The organism is Paenibacillus xylanilyticus (genome assembly GCF_047246825.1).
Taxonomy (GTDB): Bacteria; Bacillota; Bacilli; order Paenibacillales; family Paenibacillaceae; genus Paenibacillus; species Paenibacillus xylanilyticus_B.
Map to the genome: position 1 here is coordinate 225932 of NZ_JBFOLB010000005.1, position 21976 is coordinate 247907.

A 21976-nucleotide genomic window follows, 5' to 3' on the forward strand; every position below is an offset into this window, starting at 1 on the left:
ATTCTGCTCACATGGCTAATAAACAAACAGCCGATCGTTACGATCGGCTGCCATCCTAATATTATTCACGAAACAATAGTAGTAGATCAGAATGATCAGCTGCTTACAATCACTGAAGCCATCTAGTGAATTTATGAGGTTGAATCACTGAGTTGTCCACTCCAAATTTTCTGTTGAAAACATTATAAATTTTTTCGATAAACCTAAAGGATTATGTTTATGACGTATAATGAACCAGCAACAATTACTCCACTAATAAAGAAACCTGAGGGATATAGCCCTGATCAAGGAGATCATCGATTCCTTTACCAAGTGAGATATCCCACATGGCGAGACTCAGTTTCATATCTGTATTGGCAGCAAAGTACTCTGCACAAAGTTCTAATGCGTGCTGAACTTCTGGTGTTTTCACACTATCTGCATCAAATGCAATGACAACATGCTTACACCCTAGCTCTTTGAGCGGTTCTATTATAATTGGATAAGAACCAACGCCGGGAAGGCCAAATACTGGCTTTAGAAGACCATCAGCGGTCTTATCTGCCTTCAAGGCACCTTCCGTCACCCAAACTTCGGTGCAGTCGATTAACGATGCAGGATCGTTATCAGACTTCCAGTAACTCAAACAAGGCGAAGGTAGAGCCAAGTGATATGGAATCGGTCCTCCTATAGAAGCCCCACTGGTTTTTGATCCACTACTCCACCACCAGTAACGCTGTGCTTGCTTCAACTCAACACTGAATATGAACTGATCATCCTGCATGCAAACTTTTTTGTCTTTTACAGTTAACTGAACTTCCAGCTCCTTTCCGCCCACGGTTAATTCACAGAGCGCGCGTCGGTTACCCATATGGTCTTTTTCAATCTCCTTTTTGATCATGCCTTGTACTGCTCCCTTTAAATCCAATTCCAAAGGAGGAGAGTCTACTCGAATTTGCCAACCCGTAATTTCATTTTGGATAGAACGAAACGGGACCATTAATCCACTGTAACCGGACATTGTCCAATACGGGCCATATTTGCCTTCTTGAACAAAGAATCCTGGTACTCCAAGCAGATCAGAATCTGAATTTAGTCGTTTGCCTACTTCTTTAGCAATCGTCCAACGCTCACTTTCTGGCATGGTTCGATACTCTCGAACACAAATCGTATCATCTGACATTTTCCGTTCTCCTCTCAAATGATTCTCATGAGCTACTGAAATGCACAGTTCTTTGGTCAATGCTCGGTATACGCGATTCAAATGCGCATTGTTTTTTTTATCAACGGTATCGACTTGCTCAATTTCAATTTTTTCATGGCTTGGAATGGAACCAGGAACTAATTCGTGACGAAATTGCCTTCCCATATTGGAGTTAAAATAATGGTCCGATGGAACTCTCATGCAATGTACAATTGTTTGTTCCTTGTTGATGGCACACCATCCTTTGTGACCACAAATCGGGCATATAGACATGATCTCATACCATCCATCCATGTTTCTAAGTCTGCGAAGTCTCATCATATACCTCCAAATTAGTTATGTATTCTCCTAGATAAGAAGTCAAAAACGAAAAAAGACACATTCCATTAGTAGAATGTGTCTCCTTGGCATATCCGATGATAAAAGTACAGTCCTGTCGTGGGACCTTGTTACCATCCGAATACAGTATCTGAAATAATGCATTTCAAGCATAACCCCGTCTTCGCAAATTATATGAGTGCGAAGAAAATCAAACGTTTTTCATATTAACTGCATTATATCATTGCTAAAAAATCGGGTAAAGAACTATCATTCTCTTCATACCAAAACTAGTCTGTTTGGTATGAATCGATCTAATGATTCAATATAAAAAGAAGCGACATTCAAACTATCGTCGCTTCTTTTTTGGTTTGTTTCTTATGGTTGCTTAGTTACTTGAATGTAATCGAAATCAGGGACCAACGCGCCCGCGATATCCGACATCTGTTGCTGATCTTCTTGATTCACTTTCACATATTTCACTTGAATATCGCTACCTTGATCTACCGCTTGTTTAAACTTCCAAGCATATGGGTCATTAAGGTCGATATAGATCTGATTTTTACTATTCCAGTTAAGAGACAACAAGTAACCACGAAGGGCATATTCTACTCCATCCACCTTTAACGTTAAGCCAGCAGCTGTAGTGGAAGAACTATCTAATTGGAAACCATTCGCAAAGGAGAGAAGAACTTTTCCACTTGATTGGGAATAGCTTGCCGTTGGTGTTCCTGAATCAGGAAGTTGTGAAATAGATTCAAATACGATCTCCGATGGATATGTGTCATTGGCCCAATCCACTACCCCATTCGAATTAAATTTAAGCTTTGCATCTCCCTGTGGAAGCGGCGTATCAAATTTGAGCGTATAAGATATATACGATGTACTGTAACTGTATCTTATCGTGTTTGGCTGGTAATCCACATTGGCAATTTGCATCGCAAAGCGCGCCTTAGAAGCATCATCCGTGTTGAAACTAGGATTTACATATGGATCCCAACCCGGTTCGATCTTCGCCAAAACGGTGCGTCGATCTGAACTCAGCGTAACCTCAGTAAACTTTGGACTTAGAGATAAGATTGCAGCATTAGAGTAGCTTTGTGCTTTATTTTTTGCATCACTAATATCCTGAATCGCCGTACCGTTATAGCTAACCTTTAACATAGCCAAATCGTTTTCTGTAATGCCGCTAACCATTAGCTTAACGTATGAAGGTTGTGACCCTGATGTTTTACCCGTGTTAAATATGCTTACGGACTGCACTTGACCTGCACTTAAGGTAAAATCCTGTGCAGAAGGAACACTACTAAGATCAAGTATCTCGTTGTAATAGATATAAATGGAATTTAGGGCATCGTTAATATACTTGGTATACGTCATAGGAGGCTGCGTATCCAAACTACCTACAACCGCCTGATCGAATTGAATTCGGGTCACTGCGCTAGATGTGTATTGGTTAGATGAATCTACAATAACAAATTCCACTTTGGCTTCTGAAGTACTGTCACGTGTGATATTAACACCTGTGTCAAAATCCTGGATTTTGTTCACTTGATCCGCATTCAATTGGAAGTATGGCCATCCATCTACATAGATAATTTTATTATTTTCACCGGAATGTCCTTCAAGTATAGATTTTACATCCGATTTCCAGTTCCCATTAATGACATTGACGACCATGTATACTTCCGCAGGTGAGTTGAGAGCGTACTTCACATGAATCGTACCATTTTTAATATAAGCTTGAGGGTAACCATCTACGAAATATCGATCAATGTAACCGTCAATCCCCACATTATCAGTGCCGACCGCTCTCACCGTTAGATCATACTCGCGAGTACCAATAGCGCTACCACTAAGCACAGCAGTCAATTTTACGAATTTGTCTTCATTTTCGTTTCTTGTGACCGCCCCACGGTTTGTTATTACTGTTTCATCACTCGTTGACCACGTGATGACTACCCCTGGATAAGCAGCCATGGTAGTAGGCAAAGATAAGCTTCCTACAATATTGTTCTGATCCGAATTAGCCCCAAGGAAAGTCTTCTCTACCGCAGCAAAGATCTCATCTGCGCTTACTAATGTTTGAACAGGTCCAAACGCTGCACTGAGTGCTGAACCACTCACTTGAACTTCATCTGCAGAAGTGTTTACCCGAATATATTTCCCACTGTCAGCTTCCGTTAACGTATAGGTAGACAGTGTAGCGCCATTGATTGCACTGTACAGCCCGCTTTCCGAATCAGAACGATACCATTGGTAAGTTAACTCCTGATTCACAGGATCACCATCATATTGAACTAATCCTGCAGTTAACTCGGATCCAATCTTTTCGTCACCCGTAATTGACCCAATGGTATTTAAGGAAACCGTTCCATTTGGCCGGAATGTGATTGTCATAGATGTTTCTGAATAGCCTTCTTGTGAAATCACTAACTGATGTTCTTCAATGTGCTCCGGTTGATTCATGTTCAGTTTTAGCAGGAAACTCGCTTCGTTTGCCTGGTTCAGCCCTGCTCCAAATTCAGGGGTGTACGGTTGCCCGTCTACAGTCACTTGCACACCGGAAACATCGGTTAATGGGCTCCCGCTTGCATCCGTTAACGAAACTACGGTATACACGGAAGACGTGACAGTTCCCTGTAATGCTTGTGATGCCGTTACAGCAACGTCATAGTGATTGTCTTGAATCATGGATTTCCCATTGCTCGCGATCGATACGGCCTCACTATTTGCTTTTGTTTCCTCATCGACTTCAGCTGCTGGATCCGCAGTTAATCCATCATATTTAGAAAGCTCAAGACCAAGAGAAGGTTCCGTCACGGTTATCGTTGCAGTAGAAGTAAACCCACCCTCTTCTGTCGTTGCGATGACCTTCCCTGTACCTGCATGGAGAGCAGTAACTAACCCCGTATCCGATACACTTAGAACAGAAGAGCTATCTTCTGCAACTTTCCAACTCACTTTGGAGTTTGTCGCACTCAGTGGTGTAACGGTTGCTGAAAGTTGTTTAGTCTGACCCGTAACCAGGGAAACCGAAGCGGGAGAGACGTTCACGCCAGACACAGCAATATTCTGATTACCGTTTCCTGGTGTAGATCCTCCCGAATTTCCTCCGCCTGAATTGCTATCTCCTGTATTTCCGCTTCCCGTTGATCCTGTACTTGTGCCCGTGCTTGGTGCCGTAGTACCTGCAGATGGCGTAGGTGCTGCACCGTTAACCAAAACATTCGAATGGCCAGAAGCCTTATCTATGCTGACATTACCGGTAATCTGCGTATCCACTTCAGCTGTAAATTCCTTGATCGTTCCATTGGCTGTAATTTTAACATCTGCAGCGTGGTTCACGACTTTATTAAAGTTACCATCCAGTTTGATTTCCTGACCTGCTAAAATATTTGCTGGGATCTCAACCGTTTCGAAACCTCCACCCGTGAGGTTCTTCGTAACGACTAAAGCACCACTCTCAAGTACGGTTAAAGAAACAGACGTACTACCTGTAGCCAAAATGCGTACTTGGCCATTGTATTTATTCACTACAAGTGCACCCTGCACAGTTACGTTATTGAAGATAATGGAGTGTTCCCCGCCGCCTTGAACGTGAACGTTACCTTTAATCTTCACATTATCCAAAGTAACTTCGCCTTCCCCAACCCCTTGGGTCACGTACAGATCCCCGGAGATGGTCATATCCTTTAGAGTCACATCTGGCGTATTGACTACCACGTTTCCTTGCACATCTTGTGTGTAGGTCCCCTTTGTGGTAATTAGGGTTTGAATAAGGTGATCAAACAGCGTGACCGCTTCCGCACGGGTAAGACTGGCTTGTGGACCGAATGAACCATCTGGACGGCCACCAATGACGGATGCTGAAACCAGACTTTGTACGGATTCTTTTGCCCATTCAGCAATTTGATCACTATCACTAAACGTAACAGGATTTTGACTGTCACTTGTCTGGAAAGCTCCAGCTAGTAGTACTGACGCTTCCTGACGTGTAATCGTCTTGTCCGGTAACGCATTTCCGTTGACACCATTCAGTACGCCAGCTTTATTCAACTTAAGTATGGCGTCGGTATACCATTGCTCTGCATTTAAGTCTGAGAAATTATTACTACCTTGGTCTATGTATTTCATAATGTTATCAATCATCTTCGAGAATTCAGCTCTCGTTACAGGTGCGTTAGGTCTGAAATTACCGTTATACCCTTGAACAATTCCATAATCGTTCCACTCTTCAATGGCCTGCTGACCCCAGTGGCCTGAGATATCTTTTAACGTGCTTGTTGTTTCTTTAGTCAAACTAGTGGTTGTAGCACCGAAAACAGGTGCTGCACTTGTTAACATCATGGCAGCTGCTAGACCCGTGCTAACCATTTTCTTTGAAAATCTCTTCTTCATTCTACGTACTCCTTCTATCTGAATTTAAGTCAAGCTAGTATGTACTCCTCCAATCTATATGTCATAGTCCATATGTCTTAGTTCTATTTGCCTCAATATACTATAATGTAGTCTAAAAGACATGTGTAACTTTCATATTAGACCTTTACTCAACTAAAAACAATAGAAATGCATTAATATTTTTCATTCTTTGTACTTTGTTTCCAATAGTTATTTTTTAAATTTAAATATAATCAGTAAGTGAATCTTTAGCGACTCTATCTTAATTTCGAATCAGCTGAAAAGTTTCAAGGTTTGCTAATTATAATTGAATTATAATTTATAATGAACTGCTTATCTTGAATAAAGAATCTTATAAAAATCAATATTTTTTGTAGTTTAAAGCTGTTACTCTCGATTTGGGAATAAACACAAAAATCCACAATACGTGCTGAACGCGCGTGTTGTGGATTTTTCTATGAAGATCGTTTAAGTCTTAGGTACTGTTGATTTGGAGGAGTATACATCATTATTAATATGTATTTCGATTATACTAAGATAATTCAGAAATGGAGAACGGCCAGTGAGTACTTTGCTCTGAACAACTATATTGGATTATCGGGGTATTCTTTCAAGTACCTAGATAATACATTTTGGGCAGTTGTATCTTGAGGAGTCTCATTTAGATACTTGTAACTCCAAATGATAAGTTGGTCGTTAAAACTATAATTAGTATCAAACCATTTTGTATAATCAAAGTGAACTTTTAATTTTCCTGACCTTTCTAAACTTAAAGTAAAAGAATACCATAAATCTTGACCTTCTATTTTAAAGTTTTCTCTAACTTCTTCTGCAAATAATAGAAGCTTTCTTTTCTTTAATTTGAATTCCCTCTCATTCACTTGATACATTAAAGGGATCTCAAGACTGTATACATACCTATTCGGGTCCTCTTCTGATTGGTAAAAAAAATAGGTGCCTCCACCATCTTCAGAGATTTGAGCATAGAAATGAAACTTACCCCAAACCTCCGGTATCATTTCATTGACAGTGTCAGCTATCTGCCGGTATACATTATTAAGTGTTTTTTTCAATTAATGCTACCTCCTGAATCGCTTTAAATGCAGATCGCACTTCTTTTTTTGTTAGCAATGCTAGACAGAACTTTTAATAGCAAACTAGAATATTAATGAAACTTGGCTACGTGGTAGGATTCAATCTATTAATTCATAATAATAAACCCAAATATCACGGTCGTTATTGCTCCTCCATAACAAGTATAAGCTAAAGAACGCCAGAGGGGACCTCTGGATCCGGCTCTAAATCCAAGTACCGCAAAAGCTAAAGTGAAGCCCCAAAAAACTAAAGGTGCAAATCGTGAATGTGATATGGATACTCCCAGTACAGATCCGAGTACCAAAGATAACGGAAGAGCCCATAATAATTTTCTCTTTAACATTTAGTTAACCTCCGATAAGTTATTATATTACAGATTGGATGATTCTGAATTATAATAAGCACAGTAGTTTATTCCAAGAATTGAGAGTCTCGAGGTTTTTCATTGCCTATATACATAAGCCACTTCAATGATTATCAGTAAATAACGGTACAATATGTTTTACAATCAATTCAATTCTATTTTTCGCACGTGGCATAAAACGAGAGGCGATAGCAACCACCATATTATGCTTTGTAGATACAAAAATCGCGTTTCCACCATCGCCCAAAGCTGTATAACAACCTTCTTCCTTATTGCCAACAATCCACCATAGATATCCGTATGGTAACTCTCCCCATCGACTGTTTTCTTGGGTACTGTCTTTAATCCATTGAGAGGATAGAAGTTTCTTGCCGTTCCAATTCCCTCCGCTTAAGTATAGCTGACCGATTTTTGCCATATCCCGTGGTGATAAGGTAAGTCCCCAACCAGCAGTATTCGTGCCTTTGGGATCAACCACCCAACCTTGAACATGCCTATCCTTAAGAAGCGCAAAATACTCCTCTTTGCGATTTACATTCGTATTGTGAGGTGCTTTAATTCCAAGTGGGCTAAACAAATTCTCTGTGGCAAAATCAAGCACCGGTTGGTCTGTCGCATTTGTGAGTATTCCTGATAAAATCTGAATGCCGATGGTGGAATATTTAAACACTCCAATAGCGCTTTTACCGCCTAAGAAGTCCAGTGCAGCTTTTGTCCAATCCTTGCTTGTATAAACCTTTGTGTATGGCTCCGACTTGTACTTGTGTGGTGCTGTCATTGTGAGAATGTGTTTTATTGTGACATGCTGTATCGTTTTTTCACCGCGCTTGATCTTGTAATCAGGAAAAAATTCCAATACTTTTTGGTCTATGCTTTCGATATAGCCTTTATCTATGGCAATACCAATCAGTGTAGAAACAACACTCTTTGTCACGGATGCAATATGAATAGTATCTTCAGCGGTGTGGCCGTCGAAATAACCTTCATATACCTTTTCTCCGGCCTGCATTACGACAATACCAGTGATATTAGCATAGCCTGCTTTGATAATACTTTCGAAATCTGTAATTCCTACACTCATAGTTTTTCTCCTCTCAAATAATACATCCATGTCTAAGAAGAGCATATTATGAACTAAAATTTATTGCGATAGTCGCATCATCAATATTACGAGGAAATTCACTAAAGGACTGGATGAACGAAATTCTTGACTCTTCGTGTATTATTATTTCAGCAACGTTCAGTTAAGCCACAAAGAAAAGAGGACCAGAACTAAATGGCCCTCAGTAATAAGGTAAGAATATGATTCGTTCTCCAATAGTAAGAATTCTACACAGTCTATAAATCTGAAGAATGATCTATGTTTTCCAGCAATATTCGCTCTTTCCGGATCCAGTATGTCTTACTTTCCAATTGTTGCTTACGAGCAACCACGTCCCATTGCAGAACTAGCTTTGACTGCATCTTTAAATTTGTGAGTACCAAACAATGGTACTGTGACTGCACCAAGAAGCGAAGTCCTTTCCAAAAAACCTAGATGACTAAACTAGGTTAATGGCATCGTTACAACAGCTTGAGTTACACCCCCTACTGGAAAGGATCAGATATCTTTTCCCATTGGCCTGTAAATACGTCAACTTTGATCATAAATTTATGATTGGAACGTATAACCTCCCCCAATACGTGTCCATCACCTAGAAAGCCAGTAATCCAATCTTTGCTTGCTGGCTTCAGACCAGCGGCCTCAAGTATAGGCTTTCCCAGTCTGTAGAGTTCGGTCATATATTTTGTACCGTTGCTAATCTGAAAAAGGTCAGGTGCATCTACGTTAGCAAGACTTTTAAGCGGACTACCCGAAGTGGTATCATGTACCGTGCCTGTCATCGGGTTAATACTTATCATCATGGACTCGCCGTCTCTCGAATGATTGGGGTAACTAGTGACATATTGATTATCTTTACGATCAACAATCCAGTCTCCCTCGGGTAACCATTGATCCAGCATAGATCTCACATCCGCTTCGCTGAATGGAGGCTGAAGAAATCCGCTATAAAATAAAGTGAAGTTTTCAATGGTGAGATCGCTATTATAATCGACTACAACCCTCACTGGAAATTCACTCATCGAAGCCTGACCAGCTAGACTGGCTCTCAAACGTCCATTCTGAATCTCATAAGATACGATAGATCCGAAACTAACCCGCTCTCCCCATGATCCGATATCGTAGTCATACACTTTACTCAGATGCTTACCGTCCAATTCCGTATCTATATAAGTCTTACCCGTTTGGTGCTTTATGGATGAGTTTAGTTTGTTGTTTAACCTTTGCACTGGATCCTCGACATTCAGTTCCTCAAGAGAGTTTGGATCCAAGATGTGGACCTCATTGATAGCAACCCCGGTACCCGTTCCAGCATTCATACGGATAACAATTTCTTTGGTACCATCTGCATTCACATCGATTTCTTCAATGATAGGAGGACGTGAAGTATCCACCACGGTATTCCATAGAAACGATTTCTTCAATTTCCCTCGCATGTCTACGGTAATATTTCTTAGCAGTTTGTCTTCTTTTATTGATGAGATAGATATAACAATCCCATTTTTTTCGTTGAGTATTAAGCTCTTACTATCCTTTTTCTGTTTTTTGTTTGCATTCTTACTAATCCCTGACTCTTCTCCGTTAGGAGCGTCATTCGATTTAGAGTTAGACAATGTACAACCGCTACATAGCAAAGTAAAAGCGACTCCTAGTATTGTTGCTTTTACTATATTTTGTTTTATTATGAACGTAATGATCATCAACTCCCTTGTATAGATGCTGTAGGCCCTATCTTCAGTATTGCCTATAGTACAGAACGCAATAGGTAAAATAATGGTTGTTGAATTTTTCTTAGTAGATCAATTAAGAAACGATCTATACATATGTAGTAGGGCTTAAGAAGTCCTCGCAAATTGCCAAATACCACTAATGATGCTATCACTCTAAATGCGACTTTGATTTTGGTTCCTCAATAAATAAACTTTTATTATGACAACAAGCTAAGTCTGGTTACTTATAGTTTCTGTTCTGATATTGAATTCAGGTTCATATCTTTTAGGTGATGGAGTTGTTTTAAAACATGTTAAAACTTTTTCTAAACACCATCAATTAAGACCATAATTTAATATCTTTCTTTAACACTATAGGTCAAAACCTTTAGTTAATACCTTTTTAGGACCCTCCCAAAACCCCTTAAAACCCTTGTTACATAAGGATTCTTGCATAAGCATAATTTTGCAAAAAGATAAGAAATCCAATGTTACACTCCACTCAAACTTAAACCCACGACCGAGTACTATCTATCAACGACTACATAAACTATATCCCTATGCTAGTAAACGATACACCCTTTCAATTATACAATGTCAACAAAGAATATCTCTTTATCCAAGCTAATGAACACGTTATCCACAGACATTTTAGGGAGTTAATCTTAAATCAGATGAAATCTTAAGGATGGACAAATATACAAATTAAAATTCTTTTATGGGTTTTCAACCTGCTTTCAATTTATGACATGACAAATAGCAGTCACTCTACTGTCTATAGTAGCCACTGCATCAAAAGTTAAATGAGTAGAATAAAGAGCAATTCAAAGAAGCCTAACTTATCTTTAAAATTAGACAGCTTTACTCTTTTGATTCAAAATATACTTTTCAATTTCAAGTTTAATCTCCAGAATAGGCGCTGGTAATGTTTTTATTTGATAATGACGTTCAACAAACCATTCTGGGTTTTGTCTAAAACGAATGAGCCAGCAGTGATGTATGCGACGAAGCTTATCCCAAATTTCGCGCTGTTGTTCCTCAGCTCCCTCTATCAGTTCTTGATTTATCTCCAAGAGCGCATCATTAGCAAACAGCTGGGTTTCTGCCATTTGTTTCTTCTGGTGTACCACTTCAAGATCCATTGATAACTGTACCGCATAATTTAGCTCGGCTGATTCCATTACTGATCGGAAATAAGCACTGATTTCATCTAATTCATTTTTCTCATCTGTAACGATATACTCTGAATCCTCTCGGTAAATCATATTCAAGAAGGTTTGAGAGCGCATTTTATTGAGTTGAATGTTAAACAGAGCTGTATCAAAGATTTCAGTAGCATATTCATATCCAAATTTCGCATAGTAGTCTTCCATCACTTTGGCGATCTGCCACACTGCTTTACGTGATAAAAATTCACAACAAAAACGATGCTTCTTCAGCTGTTTAAAAACCCACAGCTCTGCACCCTCGGAGTAGATCTCCCCCATATCAATCCATTTTTGATGAACATGGAGTACTTGAAAGTTTTCGGTATGTATTTTAATGTTCAGATACTTGGAAGCCTTGATAAGAACGTTTCTCGCTTCCTTAGGCGTGCGAATATTAAGAAGGCCGGTTGGACCATAAAGATCATTAAGATAACCCCAGCGAAAGTTACCTGGGATGTAAATCAATTCTTTACCGACGTAATGAAGAACAAAACGTTGGACATTACGATCCTCTGCGAGGAATTCATCGCAAGTGAAAAATGCAAAGTTTTTCGCATAGAGGTTTTCTTTTGAAACCTCTGCTTGATCTTGAACAAAGACATATTGATTAAAGAACAGAGTTCCAGCGTCATTATAATGAATAACGCCCTCAAACTCTAATTTTTGAAGTAGGATTCGAATACGATACGTGGAGGTGCTCATTCGCTTAGCAAGTGCGGTTAAGGAAAGTGGAACTTCCCCGCCATATGCACAAACGGTACCGAGCAGCAATTTCAGTTTGAATAACAAACGAGTATCATTTTGGAGTGTGCGTGCGTCAAATAAATCAGGATGATGTTTCATGTTCTGCCGCTCCTTAAATCCAACCCGAAAATGGCATAGGAAATAAAGGGTTTTGGCTTTTTTTTCTGAAAAAGACATGCTATAATTGAGCCATATCAGTTAAAGAAGCAACACCAAGACCCGATCTCTCGAATTCTACTAAATGCCAGGTCGCCAAACTTAGCCATTTAGTAGAACCTGTGGTTGGGTTCTTTTTTGTTTTTATTTCGACGGTACATATCGAGTTTTCTTTATGTATTACACGGATCTTCTAAGCTTTAAGCCATTATAGCATTGAAAAATTTGATGGTAAATAGAGGTAGGTTGAGCGGAGATTTGGGGAATTTATGAAATATCCTATGAAATATAAGGCCCTAAAATAGAGCGGAGATTTGGAGAATAAATTCTAATCCCCTGTTCTGACAGTGTTTTTTCAGGATGATTGAATAGAGAAGTTTTTTTACTGTATTTACAGCGGAAATTTGGGGGAATTAATTTGAATTTCTAATATAGATGATCACATTTATATGCATAATGATAATACTAAGCGGAGATTTGGGGAATTATTAGTGGTTTTTCACTCTGACAACTCGTTTTCTTCCCCAAAACTATTAAAAATAAACATAGATTTATGAGATTTTCATAAGTTGAGCGGAGATTTTGATAAGAAATTTTAATCTAGCGGAGATATGGGGGATTTTCTCGATTATAGCGGAGATTTGGAGTACTTTTCGTTCTAATCTAAAAATTCCCCCACGTTTTGAGCGGAAATTTGGGGGAGAAATTGATAAGTAGTTCTGGAGAAGGTATAGATCCACTCTACTATTTTGCATTGCCCAAGACTGTACAAGCTGAAGATAGTTCGCCGCATGATCAGGAACTGTCCTCTATACTTAACAACATCCAGAATCCTCTAGTAAGCGATTCGACAAATCATTTAGACTAACTAGCGTCTCTTCAATTTCCTTGAATTCCACAGACTGACGCAACACCGTTACATCGACCGTGGAGGCCCTAGAGAGAATCGTCTCTACCTTCTCCCTTATGTGGCCAATGCGCAGTTCGGCTTGCTGTACCGCGTTCACACTATCGCCGGCCAGTTTGTGCACTTCGTTGGCTTCAACTTGGAACGCTCTGCCTGCACGTGTTACTTCAATATCAGCATGCAAACAAATCAACAGTAATGAAGTTGAGATTTCTATGATCGAAAAATATACAGGACAAAGCTACGAACAGTCACCACCACTCCCATTTAAAGTTCCCCGGGTACTTTTCGCTTTTGTAGATAACCACAAAAACGTTTTTACACATAAATGACACTAGTTCTTGATTCTAACGGTAGCAGTGACTTGAGGAGGATACGACTTTATAATTGATCCTTCCATACTTAATTCAACAATATCACCTATTGCTATGGTGTCATTCACATACTGACTGCCTGTTTTTAACTAACGTTGACCATAGGGATCGTTCCAGAAATGCTGACGATCCTTTTTTGTATAACTTTATGAAGGCAGAAATAAAAAAGAAGCTCAGTAGGTATGTGTAATTATTCATGCCTCGCAAACGCCATATTATAATTTTTTTATGTACATTATTAAGGCTACTTATGTGCAATGCTGTCATTATGTACATTTTACGTTAAGACGTTTTCTCCAGGGCAGACAGGGCTTTGGATCAATCTTATATTTATGTACATTTGATTTTATAGAGATACCTTTAATTCAAATATATAATTCAGATGGCTAAATGGACCGTCAGCAGTTTCTCATAACGTTGGATTGATTAACATAAAAACACCTCCCCTCGATTATACCGTTGGCATTTCCGGTGAGAGGCGGTAAGTTTTGTAAACAAGATGAGTGGAAATCAAGAATATCAAGATGGTAACGTATAGTTATCCTAATATGGCTTCTAATAGAGAGGTAGCCAATGTATGAAAAAATCCAGAAAATTTATTTCATTAACTCCCAGTAGTTTAGCATCTGACTTGTCTTTATATTATTTTATGGTTTAGATACCTCTATTTCTTCATCATCAAGAATATTAGGAAAACTGAAGAAGAAATACATTTTACCATTTTCCTTAGTTGTAACATTTGGCAACTGTTTTTCATTATTTAAATGTATACTGATTGAGTCATAATCCCCTAAATTAACAACCCCACCCCAGACAGGAATTTGCCTTAAGTGATTATCCTTGTATGTTGGATTAAACGTTTTAAATAATTCAATGTCTGGAGAATCTATCTTTTGTGTATATAATCCTGTTTCATTATGATACATTGACCACAATTTAGAACCTTCTTCAGAACATACTTTTTATGATTTTTGGTGGCCATCAATCCAGGGATACACTAGTTTTGATACTTACGACTTATTGGTTTCCACCGCTTCAAAAATGAAATATGTTTGGGTTAAAAACGGAACTGTTTGGCAATTAAAGGTTTCTTCAAACAATGTGCAAACTATAGAGGTTCATACAGAAAGAGGATACAAAAACAATAAACTTACCTCTGCTACTTAAAAACTATTAATCAGAATGCTTGGGGTGAGCTATATAACCAAATTGAAACTCTAGCTGTTTCAGAAGGAAATACTCAACTTAAAGACCCTGTCAGATCTCTTATTTATAGAAATGATGCCAAACAAGAAGTATTAACTGTATTCCCCTTATTATGCTAGTGGTCCACTTGAGCTGTTTCCTTAAAACATATAAAGAAGACCAATTAGGTCTTCTTTTTTTATATACTATGAGGTATAAATTTAAATAAAACAGTCGCATTTAATGAATTAACCTACTAAAAATAAACTGCTACTCTTGTTTTTAATTGTCTTAACGTCGGCCCGTTCAAGCATCTTTTGAACTGAACTCTTGGTTATATCCATCTCCAATGCAAACTTATCGAAGACTGAAGCACAATCCATATCGAAGTATGTATGCTTGTTTCTCTCTCTTGCTCAGTGTGACCAGCGCATCATCTATCTGGAACCGTTCATGGTCTGATAAAGTTGTAGGGCTTCCGCAAGCTGGCTTTTGCGTATGATTGCATTCGAAGTGGATCAACCAACAGTGTAAGTTGATTTTACTAGCCTGCTTTTTCGTTGTACAAGAGCAGTCGCTCACATTAATCAGCTGCTTTCTTGGTATTATTGAGCTATCGTTCCCCATTATTGTCTGCTAGCCGGTTCGTTGATAACAGCTAATCGATAAGTAAAAGACTTTGATATAAATGCTGAAAGTTGGGAATATGTTCACTTGTGTTCCTTTCATATTTGTACGTCCTTCCATTGACATATTTCTAGTAGAAAAATTCTAAAGTCCCAAAATCCAAATAAAACTCAGTAACATAGGTGTAACGAATGGTACTGAGAAATTTATAGTCATTTAGTGGAATTAAAAAAAACTTACTTTCTTGCCTTAGGAATACCTACTACTAAGCTAAGGATAACAAACAAGTGGTCTGTCAGGGCAGGAGGCTCGTTTTCGATTTATATCCACTCAATAATAAGCTCACTCCATTATAGAGTGCTTGATCGTAAAGCATACTTACAATACATTTATTTTAGATAACTCTTAAACTATCCTACCCGTTAGCTTAACTTGATTATCTACTTGAACTAGCGTTAAGCGCTCTAATTGAACTTGCTTCAACTTCCGTGCACTATAAAAAAACAGGATCAGCTTGATTAGAGCTATTAGCTGATTTTTCTATATATAACAGATCGCTTTATAAATAAATTCATAAAAAAATAGAGTTAGTATACTAACTCTATTCAGCGAAATATTAAAAAGGTAGGCTCAGTTGCTCTGGATCATTCATGAAATGATTGATTTGTTGATCCCCTAGCAAATCCTCAGCCTCGTAAGGTTTGACAGGAAGAAAAGTAATGTGGAAAACATCTTTCTTTCGTACATAAGACTCAACAGTGACTCCGTGGTTAACAAAGTCATTTAAGCATTCTTCGATAAAAGTCAGATTAATATCTTTTCTTTTACTACGAAACTGTATCTTGTGAATAAAATAGGTGTAATCGAATTCAGCAGTATATCCTGATTGCCGCAAGTAGCATAAAAATCTCTCCTTCTGCAAAGGGAAAATTAAATGCTCCGACATCCGATTTTCGAAATGAATTAACTTATCACTGTAAGCTCGAACGACCTGGCCCATCATGTAGTTTTGGTGAATGTCCTCTGCGATCGTGATCTCTGCCATCTCACCATCACCAAATTCAGTAATGTGAAGCCGGTCAAAAATCCCAAATACTAAGGTTTCATTTTCCGTAAGTACGTTGAATTTAACATTAGCAAGTTTAGTCAAACGACTCTTTACCGAAAGATAGTTACTTTTGTTATCCGATCCGTGGGTCCTTCTTACCAAATCCCCGATCGTTACATAAATTTTTCGTTCTTCAAAAAATAGTTTACGATCTCGCATCGATAGCACAGCTCTAAACAGTTTTGAATCCGTTTCATCAATGGCACGCAAAATTTGATCCTCATTAATAATTTCTTGATTCACGAGTGTTAGTAGTGAATAGTTTTCATCGGGCTGATATTCACTGATATAGTGTAATTTATTATCAATAACTACACTCTTTTTGGTTAATTTCATCCGTGACCATCCAGGATTTACAGCGGCATGGTCCGTATAAACCAAGGGTTGATCAATAATGATTTTGTTAATGTTCCCGTCGAAGTTTTTAATAAGAATATCTGCGATGGTTACAATCGTATCTGATTTTAAAGCTTTCTTGATTTGTAATGGGGTCTTATCTTTGATATATAGGAAGTCGATAAGTCTAGAAGTTTTATCATTTGCCCAGGTGGTAACCTCTTCAACACGTTTTGCATTTAATTCCTCTAGCGTATCCACTTCATAGATCTTTTTAAACTGATCCATGCCATACATCTCAATAAGTTCATTTGCAAGATCAAGTTCCTTTACAACTTCAACTCGCTTGTTTTTTACTTTAGATATATTAGAAAGCTCTTGAAGAGACTTTAGCCAGCGTTTCTTGGTTTTTTGCAGTTCTTTAAAGGTATTTCTTCTTACTTCATGGATGTTGGCAGGTGTAAGCTCAGTAGAAATGATGTCATGTAGAAAATCTCTAATGTTTCCTTCATTTAATTTATTGTAGAGCTCTTCACATCTCAGGCCTAACTCATCCACAACTTGATTGATAAAATATTGGGGTACATGTTCCTCCATCAAAGCGGTTCACCTCCAGCATTATCATAACATAATGATCTTAATAATAACTCTTAAAATGTGTGGTAGTCGATAGAGCTTTACTCGAAATCCGTAAAAGCTTGAAAAGTAAACATATAATATTTTCTACTATAGATGTTTACAGTTATTTTTCAGCGTAAAGATTTTATTGGCTAAAAACAGTTTATCATTCTCTGAGGTTTTTCGAACCCGTAAGTGAATTCGATATGCTTGGTGATGTACACCATGTGAATATCCTCCCCCATTGTACCCGTATTGACGATCGCTCTATTACTTCCGGTCTGATATTTTTTAAAACTTAATACCATATCAGTGTGTTCTCCAAAGGAAACTGATTTGTGCACAGACAACAGCAAGAATTCCATTTACCCGATACCAATATTTTAATTAATATACTATAATAATAGTATATATGTATGATGACACAATCTACTGATAACGATGGAGTAACTACTCGATGATTAGAGGTGCTGCCTACAAGTTATTTGAATTATACTATCACAGGATTAATTTAGATTAAGTGAAGTAACTACTTCTCTTCAATGTTGCCTTTCTAGGCGTCAACTAAAGGAGATTTTCTATGTATGAGAAAAACCTAAAGGGCTCCCCTCATAAGCTGTTATACTACCGTTACCGACCCACGGGTGCTGAGGAATCAAGAATCAGGGTTGTGAATGATGAGGAGCAAGCTTATATCAAGAAGGAACTCGAGAAGATCTACATACCCGAAGAAGAAATAAGAAAGTTCTCTTTAGACAAGCATGGTCAACCTATTCCACACGTGGATGGTCATATGACGATTATTAGTAATTACATATGGGATTATTGGGGACATTTTTTCAGTGCTGAAGGCGTGGCCTTATATGGACATCTCAAGCGATTCTGTTACGGTGACAAAGATTATTGCTGGCCAGATTTGAAACTGATTTCCCAGAAGATGAATAAGAGTCGCAATACGGTTAAAAAGGTACTTGGAGTCCTAGAAAAGTATGGTTTTGTCGTCGTCTTCAATGTCCAAAATGCCGACAAGAACAACTTGGAGGAAAGTCCACTGTATAAAGTCCGTAAGAAGGTTCCTTTCCTGCCTGTTGAGTTATATGAAAAGCTACCAACAGAGCTGAGACTGGATCACGATCGATACATGCAGAGAATTGTTGAGAATTTAGATGAGGTCATACATCTTGATCCTTCTGTCGATTTTACAGAGGTATATGACAATGTAATCCGCAAAGGGACTGTAGTACGAAAAGAAAAAACAGTCCAGAAGCTACAAAAAGAAACTCAAGCGAAAATCAAGTCACTTGAGATGGAAATAACGGATCTGGATAGAAGTCTTTGGAATGAAGTTCTTATCATTTTGCAAGCGAAAATGACAAAACCCTCTTTCGATACCTGGTTTAAACATTCATTTTGTATTAAACGTGGTCGCACTGTGACTGTCTATTCTCCAACCCATTTTGCTTCGGAATGGCTGAGCAATCGAATGAATTCCTTAATTCGCGATGGATTACTTCAGGTTGACCCACACGTAGAGCAAATCCAATATGATTATCTTCATCAATAATGGCCTCATCATAATAAGCACATAGGACATGCCTGCAGAGGAATTTTGCAGGCTTTTTGTATGCTTTTTCTTGAGAGATTTTGACCTGGATGGAGCGAATATGCATAAAAATACTCGTAACCATTACTTCTTCTTATCAACCAAGTCTGACCATGGACTGCCTGCATAGTGTCCATTAGTTAACTAAGGCTGCTTCTACATCTGTGACACCCAGTATCTCTAATTATGAGAGGCAGCATATAAAATGATGAGAAGCTACTTTTCAAAGAATAGATCGCTGTCTTTCAATTTTTGAGAAGCAGCGTATCTCAACAATTGACAAGCGATAGATGAATAGAATTGCTGTCTCTCATATTTTGAGAGACAGTATCTCAAAAAAAGATAGTCCTGTGGGTATCTCAAAAATTGAAGCACGCCTCTTTTCATTCTGAGACACTATGTCTCAAAACTCGAGATACCCCTTCTCAAAGATTGAAGGTCCCCCTCTCAAAAGCTGAGAATAAATAATAACAATCTTTAATCTTTAGAAATAAGATCAAATAAGAAAGTAAATGGAAGAACAGATTCATCACAAAAAAAAGCACAGCTGGGTAGCTGCGCTTTTTATTATTTTTTACTTTTTTGAATTGTTAAATTCATTAAGCAGTTCATCTAACTCTTGCGAAATCTTCAGTGCTTCTTTAGACTGCAAACCATAACGTAAGCTTTCTTTGTACAGTTCTATTCGCTTCAGCTCTATTTTCTCTTGTATAGCGGTATCCTTATCCACGATGTGACCTCCCATTGAATATGATGTATCGGTTGTTCCGATCCCATAGTTATCTATTCCAATGTTGGTCATCATGAAGAATGCCTGAACGATGTAGTGCTTGCCACCAGTTACGGAAAGCATCATTAATGTTTTGACGTTCTTCATGTGTTGGATAAGGCCCACCGAATCCTGTACCTGAGACTAAATAGGAATTGGTCATCCTTTTCTCACTCAGTTCGTCTTCAATCCAAGATTCAAAGGCTCTGGCAAAGAGCTCATGCTCTCTTCGCCAGTAAGGACCGCGTTCTTTTGCATCAAGTAGAAAGTTGCTTTCATCTGTAGGAATACCGAATGTAGCGGGAACCTCCATCCCTGCACGTTTCAACATATTACAATACATTAAGCCGATATCATTCCACATACGTGGTTTGATCCGATAGTTACTCTGTTTAAGGGCCATCATCGTAGCGTCTATATTGTAATTATGCTGTTTCAGAAGTTCAGCTACCCTGGCTCGGTATCCGTGTTGCTCCCTGGGGAGAGGATCTGGAACAACAACTTGTTTCAATCCTTCTCCCTCTTTGATCTCATTCATGAGCTCTTGAAAGGCTCTCCCGACATCATGAGGTAAATGGGAACCAGGCACATTTCCGGAGAGCGAAAGCCTTCTTCCATTGGTATATCGATGCGAAACGGAGTATAGATTGAAATCCAATGCATGTGCCCATTCATGACAAAGCGATCCCCCACCTCTTATTTTGGTAATGTTCATGATATTGTTGTCCGGCTCGTAATGAGCCGAGGCAGCGCCAGAACCTCGTGCACCAAACGCAAGTCCTAATAGTCCATAGAATGATGCGGCTTTTAGAGGTAAGTCCAGGATTGTTACAAGATCCGTAAGTGCATGGCCACAGCACAAGACATGATATCTTCCAGCGACATCTTGCACCCACTGACCAAATTGAATTCCCCGGAACCCAAATAGCTCCACCAAATCTTCTGGGCGTCTAACACCAGATTCTTGATTCGATTGCCGGACAACTTCTTCAGGTACAAGTCTTTCCCATTTTACTTTCGTCTCTCTACGCTGCGTTCGTTTCTCTCCCCCTGATTTTAGCCATTTCCAGTCCCTCCCCTGATCAGTGTGAAACGCCTTTTGAATGAGAGATATGTATGCAGGACGCGTACTCCGGGTACCAAGGATCCATGTTTTAAACCGGTCACCTAAAGCTAACCAGAACCGATAATTATCTAGTTCAGGTTTCTCTTGAATTTGGTGTGCGTAGGTTGCAAGCTTAGCTTGGTACACAGATTCGGTTATCTGTTCGATGGCTTCCGTAAGTCTTTCCTTATCTTTGGCATCCGATAGAAGGGCTCGTAATGTCCCAACCGCCTTAATGAAGTCTGTACGCTGCTGAGGTGTATCCTCTGGACGCTGGCAGACTTTCGCCCAAATGAGTTTAATGGCGTAAGCGGCCTCGGAACAAAACCCCTCTGATTTGAGATCTTTTACATCCCAATCTTTTAACAATTCATTTTTATTTATTTTTTGGTATGCAATGGTAGGATCCTCTTCGATCGTTGCCCAGTCTAAGCCGGACTGCTGATTCAGATGTTTTTTAGCACCTTTCAATTCTTCTCCTACGTCATGTACATAGATCTTCCTTGAAGTCTTCTTGGATCCCTTATGTGTAGAGCCAATAGACCGTTTAGCAACCTTAGGGGTGCCGATACCTTGAGATGTAGAATAGTCGAATAGTGAATACTGAGTCATTAAAATTACCTCCACGTTCTCCCGCACTTGGCGGGAATATTTTTCTCCGCCAGTGACTGGGTAACATGGTTTTCTCGAGATTACATGATTTCATCCTCTTAGTTTTGAACGCAAAAAAGGAGACTAAACATACGTATCTCGTATGTGTTAAGTCTCCTGAAATGGTCCATGTTAAGCTAATTTCAAATTAGCAACTCCGTCTTTGTCACATGAAGTGACAAAGAAAATGAATGTTCTTCGTAATATATTCAGTATACCGTAGAGCAGGATGATTGTAAAATTATTGAATCTTTGTGCTGCCGATATAGGTAATACATTATGCATGTATTTTGATGCGTTCCTTTACCGTGAACACAATGACTAAACATCGATTCATCTCGATGCATATGTCACTTCAATAGTCGTATTGCTCAACAATCGCACCCTTTTTCATGAGCCTCATAATAACATAC

At 38.8% G+C, this 21976-nt stretch carries 12 protein-coding genes; 1 reads left to right on the forward strand and 11 read right to left on the reverse strand.

From position 1 onward, the window contains the following. Positions 1-244: 244 nt before the first annotated feature. The 9 genes from AB3N00_RS24905 to AB3N00_RS24945 all read right to left on the reverse strand — a co-directional run bounded on the left by AB3N00_RS24905 (position 245) and on the right by AB3N00_RS24945 (position 17414). A complete protein-coding gene (locus AB3N00_RS24905; protein WP_413036969.1) occupies positions 245-1501 on the reverse strand; it encodes a hypothetical protein in 1257 nt (418 codons plus the stop codon). 378 nt (positions 1502-1879) lie between these two features. Beyond that, entirely contained in the window at positions 1880-5902 is a 4023-nt protein-coding gene (locus tag AB3N00_RS24910) for an S-layer homology domain-containing protein (RefSeq protein ID WP_413036970.1), read from the reverse strand. Positions 5903-6486: 584 nt separating this feature from the next. Then, the gene (locus AB3N00_RS24915) at positions 6487-6975 is read right to left on the reverse strand and encodes an immunity protein YezG family protein (protein WP_413036971.1); all 489 of its coding nucleotides are present in this window, start codon (positions 6973-6975) and stop codon (positions 6487-6489) included. Positions 6976-7464: 489 nt separating this feature from the next. Further along, the gene (locus AB3N00_RS24920) at positions 7465-8442 is read right to left on the reverse strand and encodes a serine hydrolase domain-containing protein (protein ID WP_413036972.1); all 978 of its coding nucleotides are present in this window, start codon (positions 8440-8442) and stop codon (positions 7465-7467) included. Positions 8443-8948: 506 nt separating this feature from the next. Then, complete coding sequence (locus tag AB3N00_RS24925; protein WP_413036973.1) at positions 8949-10163, reverse strand: hypothetical protein; 1215 nt, start codon at positions 10161-10163, stop codon at positions 8949-8951. Positions 10164-11023: 860 nt separating this feature from the next. Then, a complete protein-coding gene (locus AB3N00_RS24930; protein WP_413036974.1) occupies positions 11024-12223 on the reverse strand; it encodes a hypothetical protein in 1200 nt (399 codons plus the stop codon). Positions 12224-13095: 872 nt separating this feature from the next. After that, positions 13096-13380 carry a hypothetical protein gene (locus AB3N00_RS24935; RefSeq protein WP_413036975.1) on the reverse strand — a complete coding sequence of 95 codons (285 nt, stop codon included), beginning with the start codon at positions 13378-13380 and terminating at the stop codon, positions 13096-13098. Between the two features lie 828 nt (positions 13381-14208). Beyond that, a complete protein-coding gene (locus AB3N00_RS24940; RefSeq protein WP_413036976.1) occupies positions 14209-14487 on the reverse strand; it encodes a hypothetical protein in 279 nt (92 codons plus the stop codon). A gap of 1502 nt (positions 14488-15989) precedes the next feature. Continuing rightward, positions 15990-17414 (reverse strand): hypothetical protein, encoded by a 1425-nt coding sequence (locus tag AB3N00_RS24945; RefSeq protein ID WP_413036977.1) that lies wholly within the window; start codon positions 17412-17414, stop codon positions 15990-15992. Between the two features lie 601 nt (positions 17415-18015). Between AB3N00_RS24945 and AB3N00_RS24950 the strand changes: the two genes are divergently transcribed. Continuing rightward, entirely contained in the window at positions 18016-18999 is a 984-nt protein-coding gene (locus AB3N00_RS24950; protein WP_413036978.1) for a DnaA N-terminal domain-containing protein, read from the forward strand. 613 nt (positions 19000-19612) lie between these two features. Here AB3N00_RS24950 and AB3N00_RS24955 read toward each other — a convergent pair. Next, entirely contained in the window at positions 19613-19768 is a 156-nt protein-coding gene (locus AB3N00_RS24955; protein ID WP_413036979.1) for a Spo0E family sporulation regulatory protein-aspartic acid phosphatase, read from the reverse strand. A gap of 49 nt (positions 19769-19817) precedes the next feature. Continuing rightward, entirely contained in the window at positions 19818-21524 is a 1707-nt protein-coding gene (locus AB3N00_RS24960) for an LPD1 domain-containing protein (RefSeq protein ID WP_413036980.1), read from the reverse strand. Positions 21525-21976 lie beyond the last annotated feature (452 nt).

Excerpts from the sequence above, each read along its gene's own strand:
- AB3N00_RS24905 (WP_413036969.1), bottom strand. The coding sequence starts at position 1,501 with ATGAGACTTCGCAGACTTAGAAACATGGATGGATGGTATGAGATCATG.
- AB3N00_RS24910 (WP_413036970.1), bottom strand. The coding sequence starts at position 5,902 with ATGAAGAAGAGATTTTCAAAGAAAATGGTTAGCACGGGTCTAGCAGCT.
- AB3N00_RS24920 (WP_413036972.1), bottom strand. The coding sequence starts at position 8,442 with ATGAGTGTAGGAATTACAGATTTCGAAAGTATTATCAAAGCAGGCTAT.
- AB3N00_RS24925 (WP_413036973.1), bottom strand. The coding sequence starts at position 10,163 with ATGATCATTACGTTCATAATAAAACAAAATATAGTAAAAGCAACAATA.
- AB3N00_RS24930 (WP_413036974.1), bottom strand. The coding sequence starts at position 12,223 with ATGAAACATCATCCTGATTTATTTGACGCACGCACACTCCAAAATGAT.
- AB3N00_RS24940 (WP_413036976.1), bottom strand. The coding sequence starts at position 14,487 with ATGTATCATAATGAAACAGGATTATATACACAAAAGATAGATTCTCCA.
- AB3N00_RS24945 (WP_413036977.1), bottom strand. The coding sequence starts at position 17,414 with ATGGAGGAACATGTACCCCAATATTTTATCAATCAAGTTGTGGATGAG.
- AB3N00_RS24950 (WP_413036978.1), top strand. The coding sequence starts at position 18,016 with ATGTATGAGAAAAACCTAAAGGGCTCCCCTCATAAGCTGTTATACTAC.
- AB3N00_RS24960 (WP_413036980.1), bottom strand. The coding sequence starts at position 21,524 with ATGACTCAGTATTCACTATTCGACTATTCTACATCTCAAGGTATCGGC.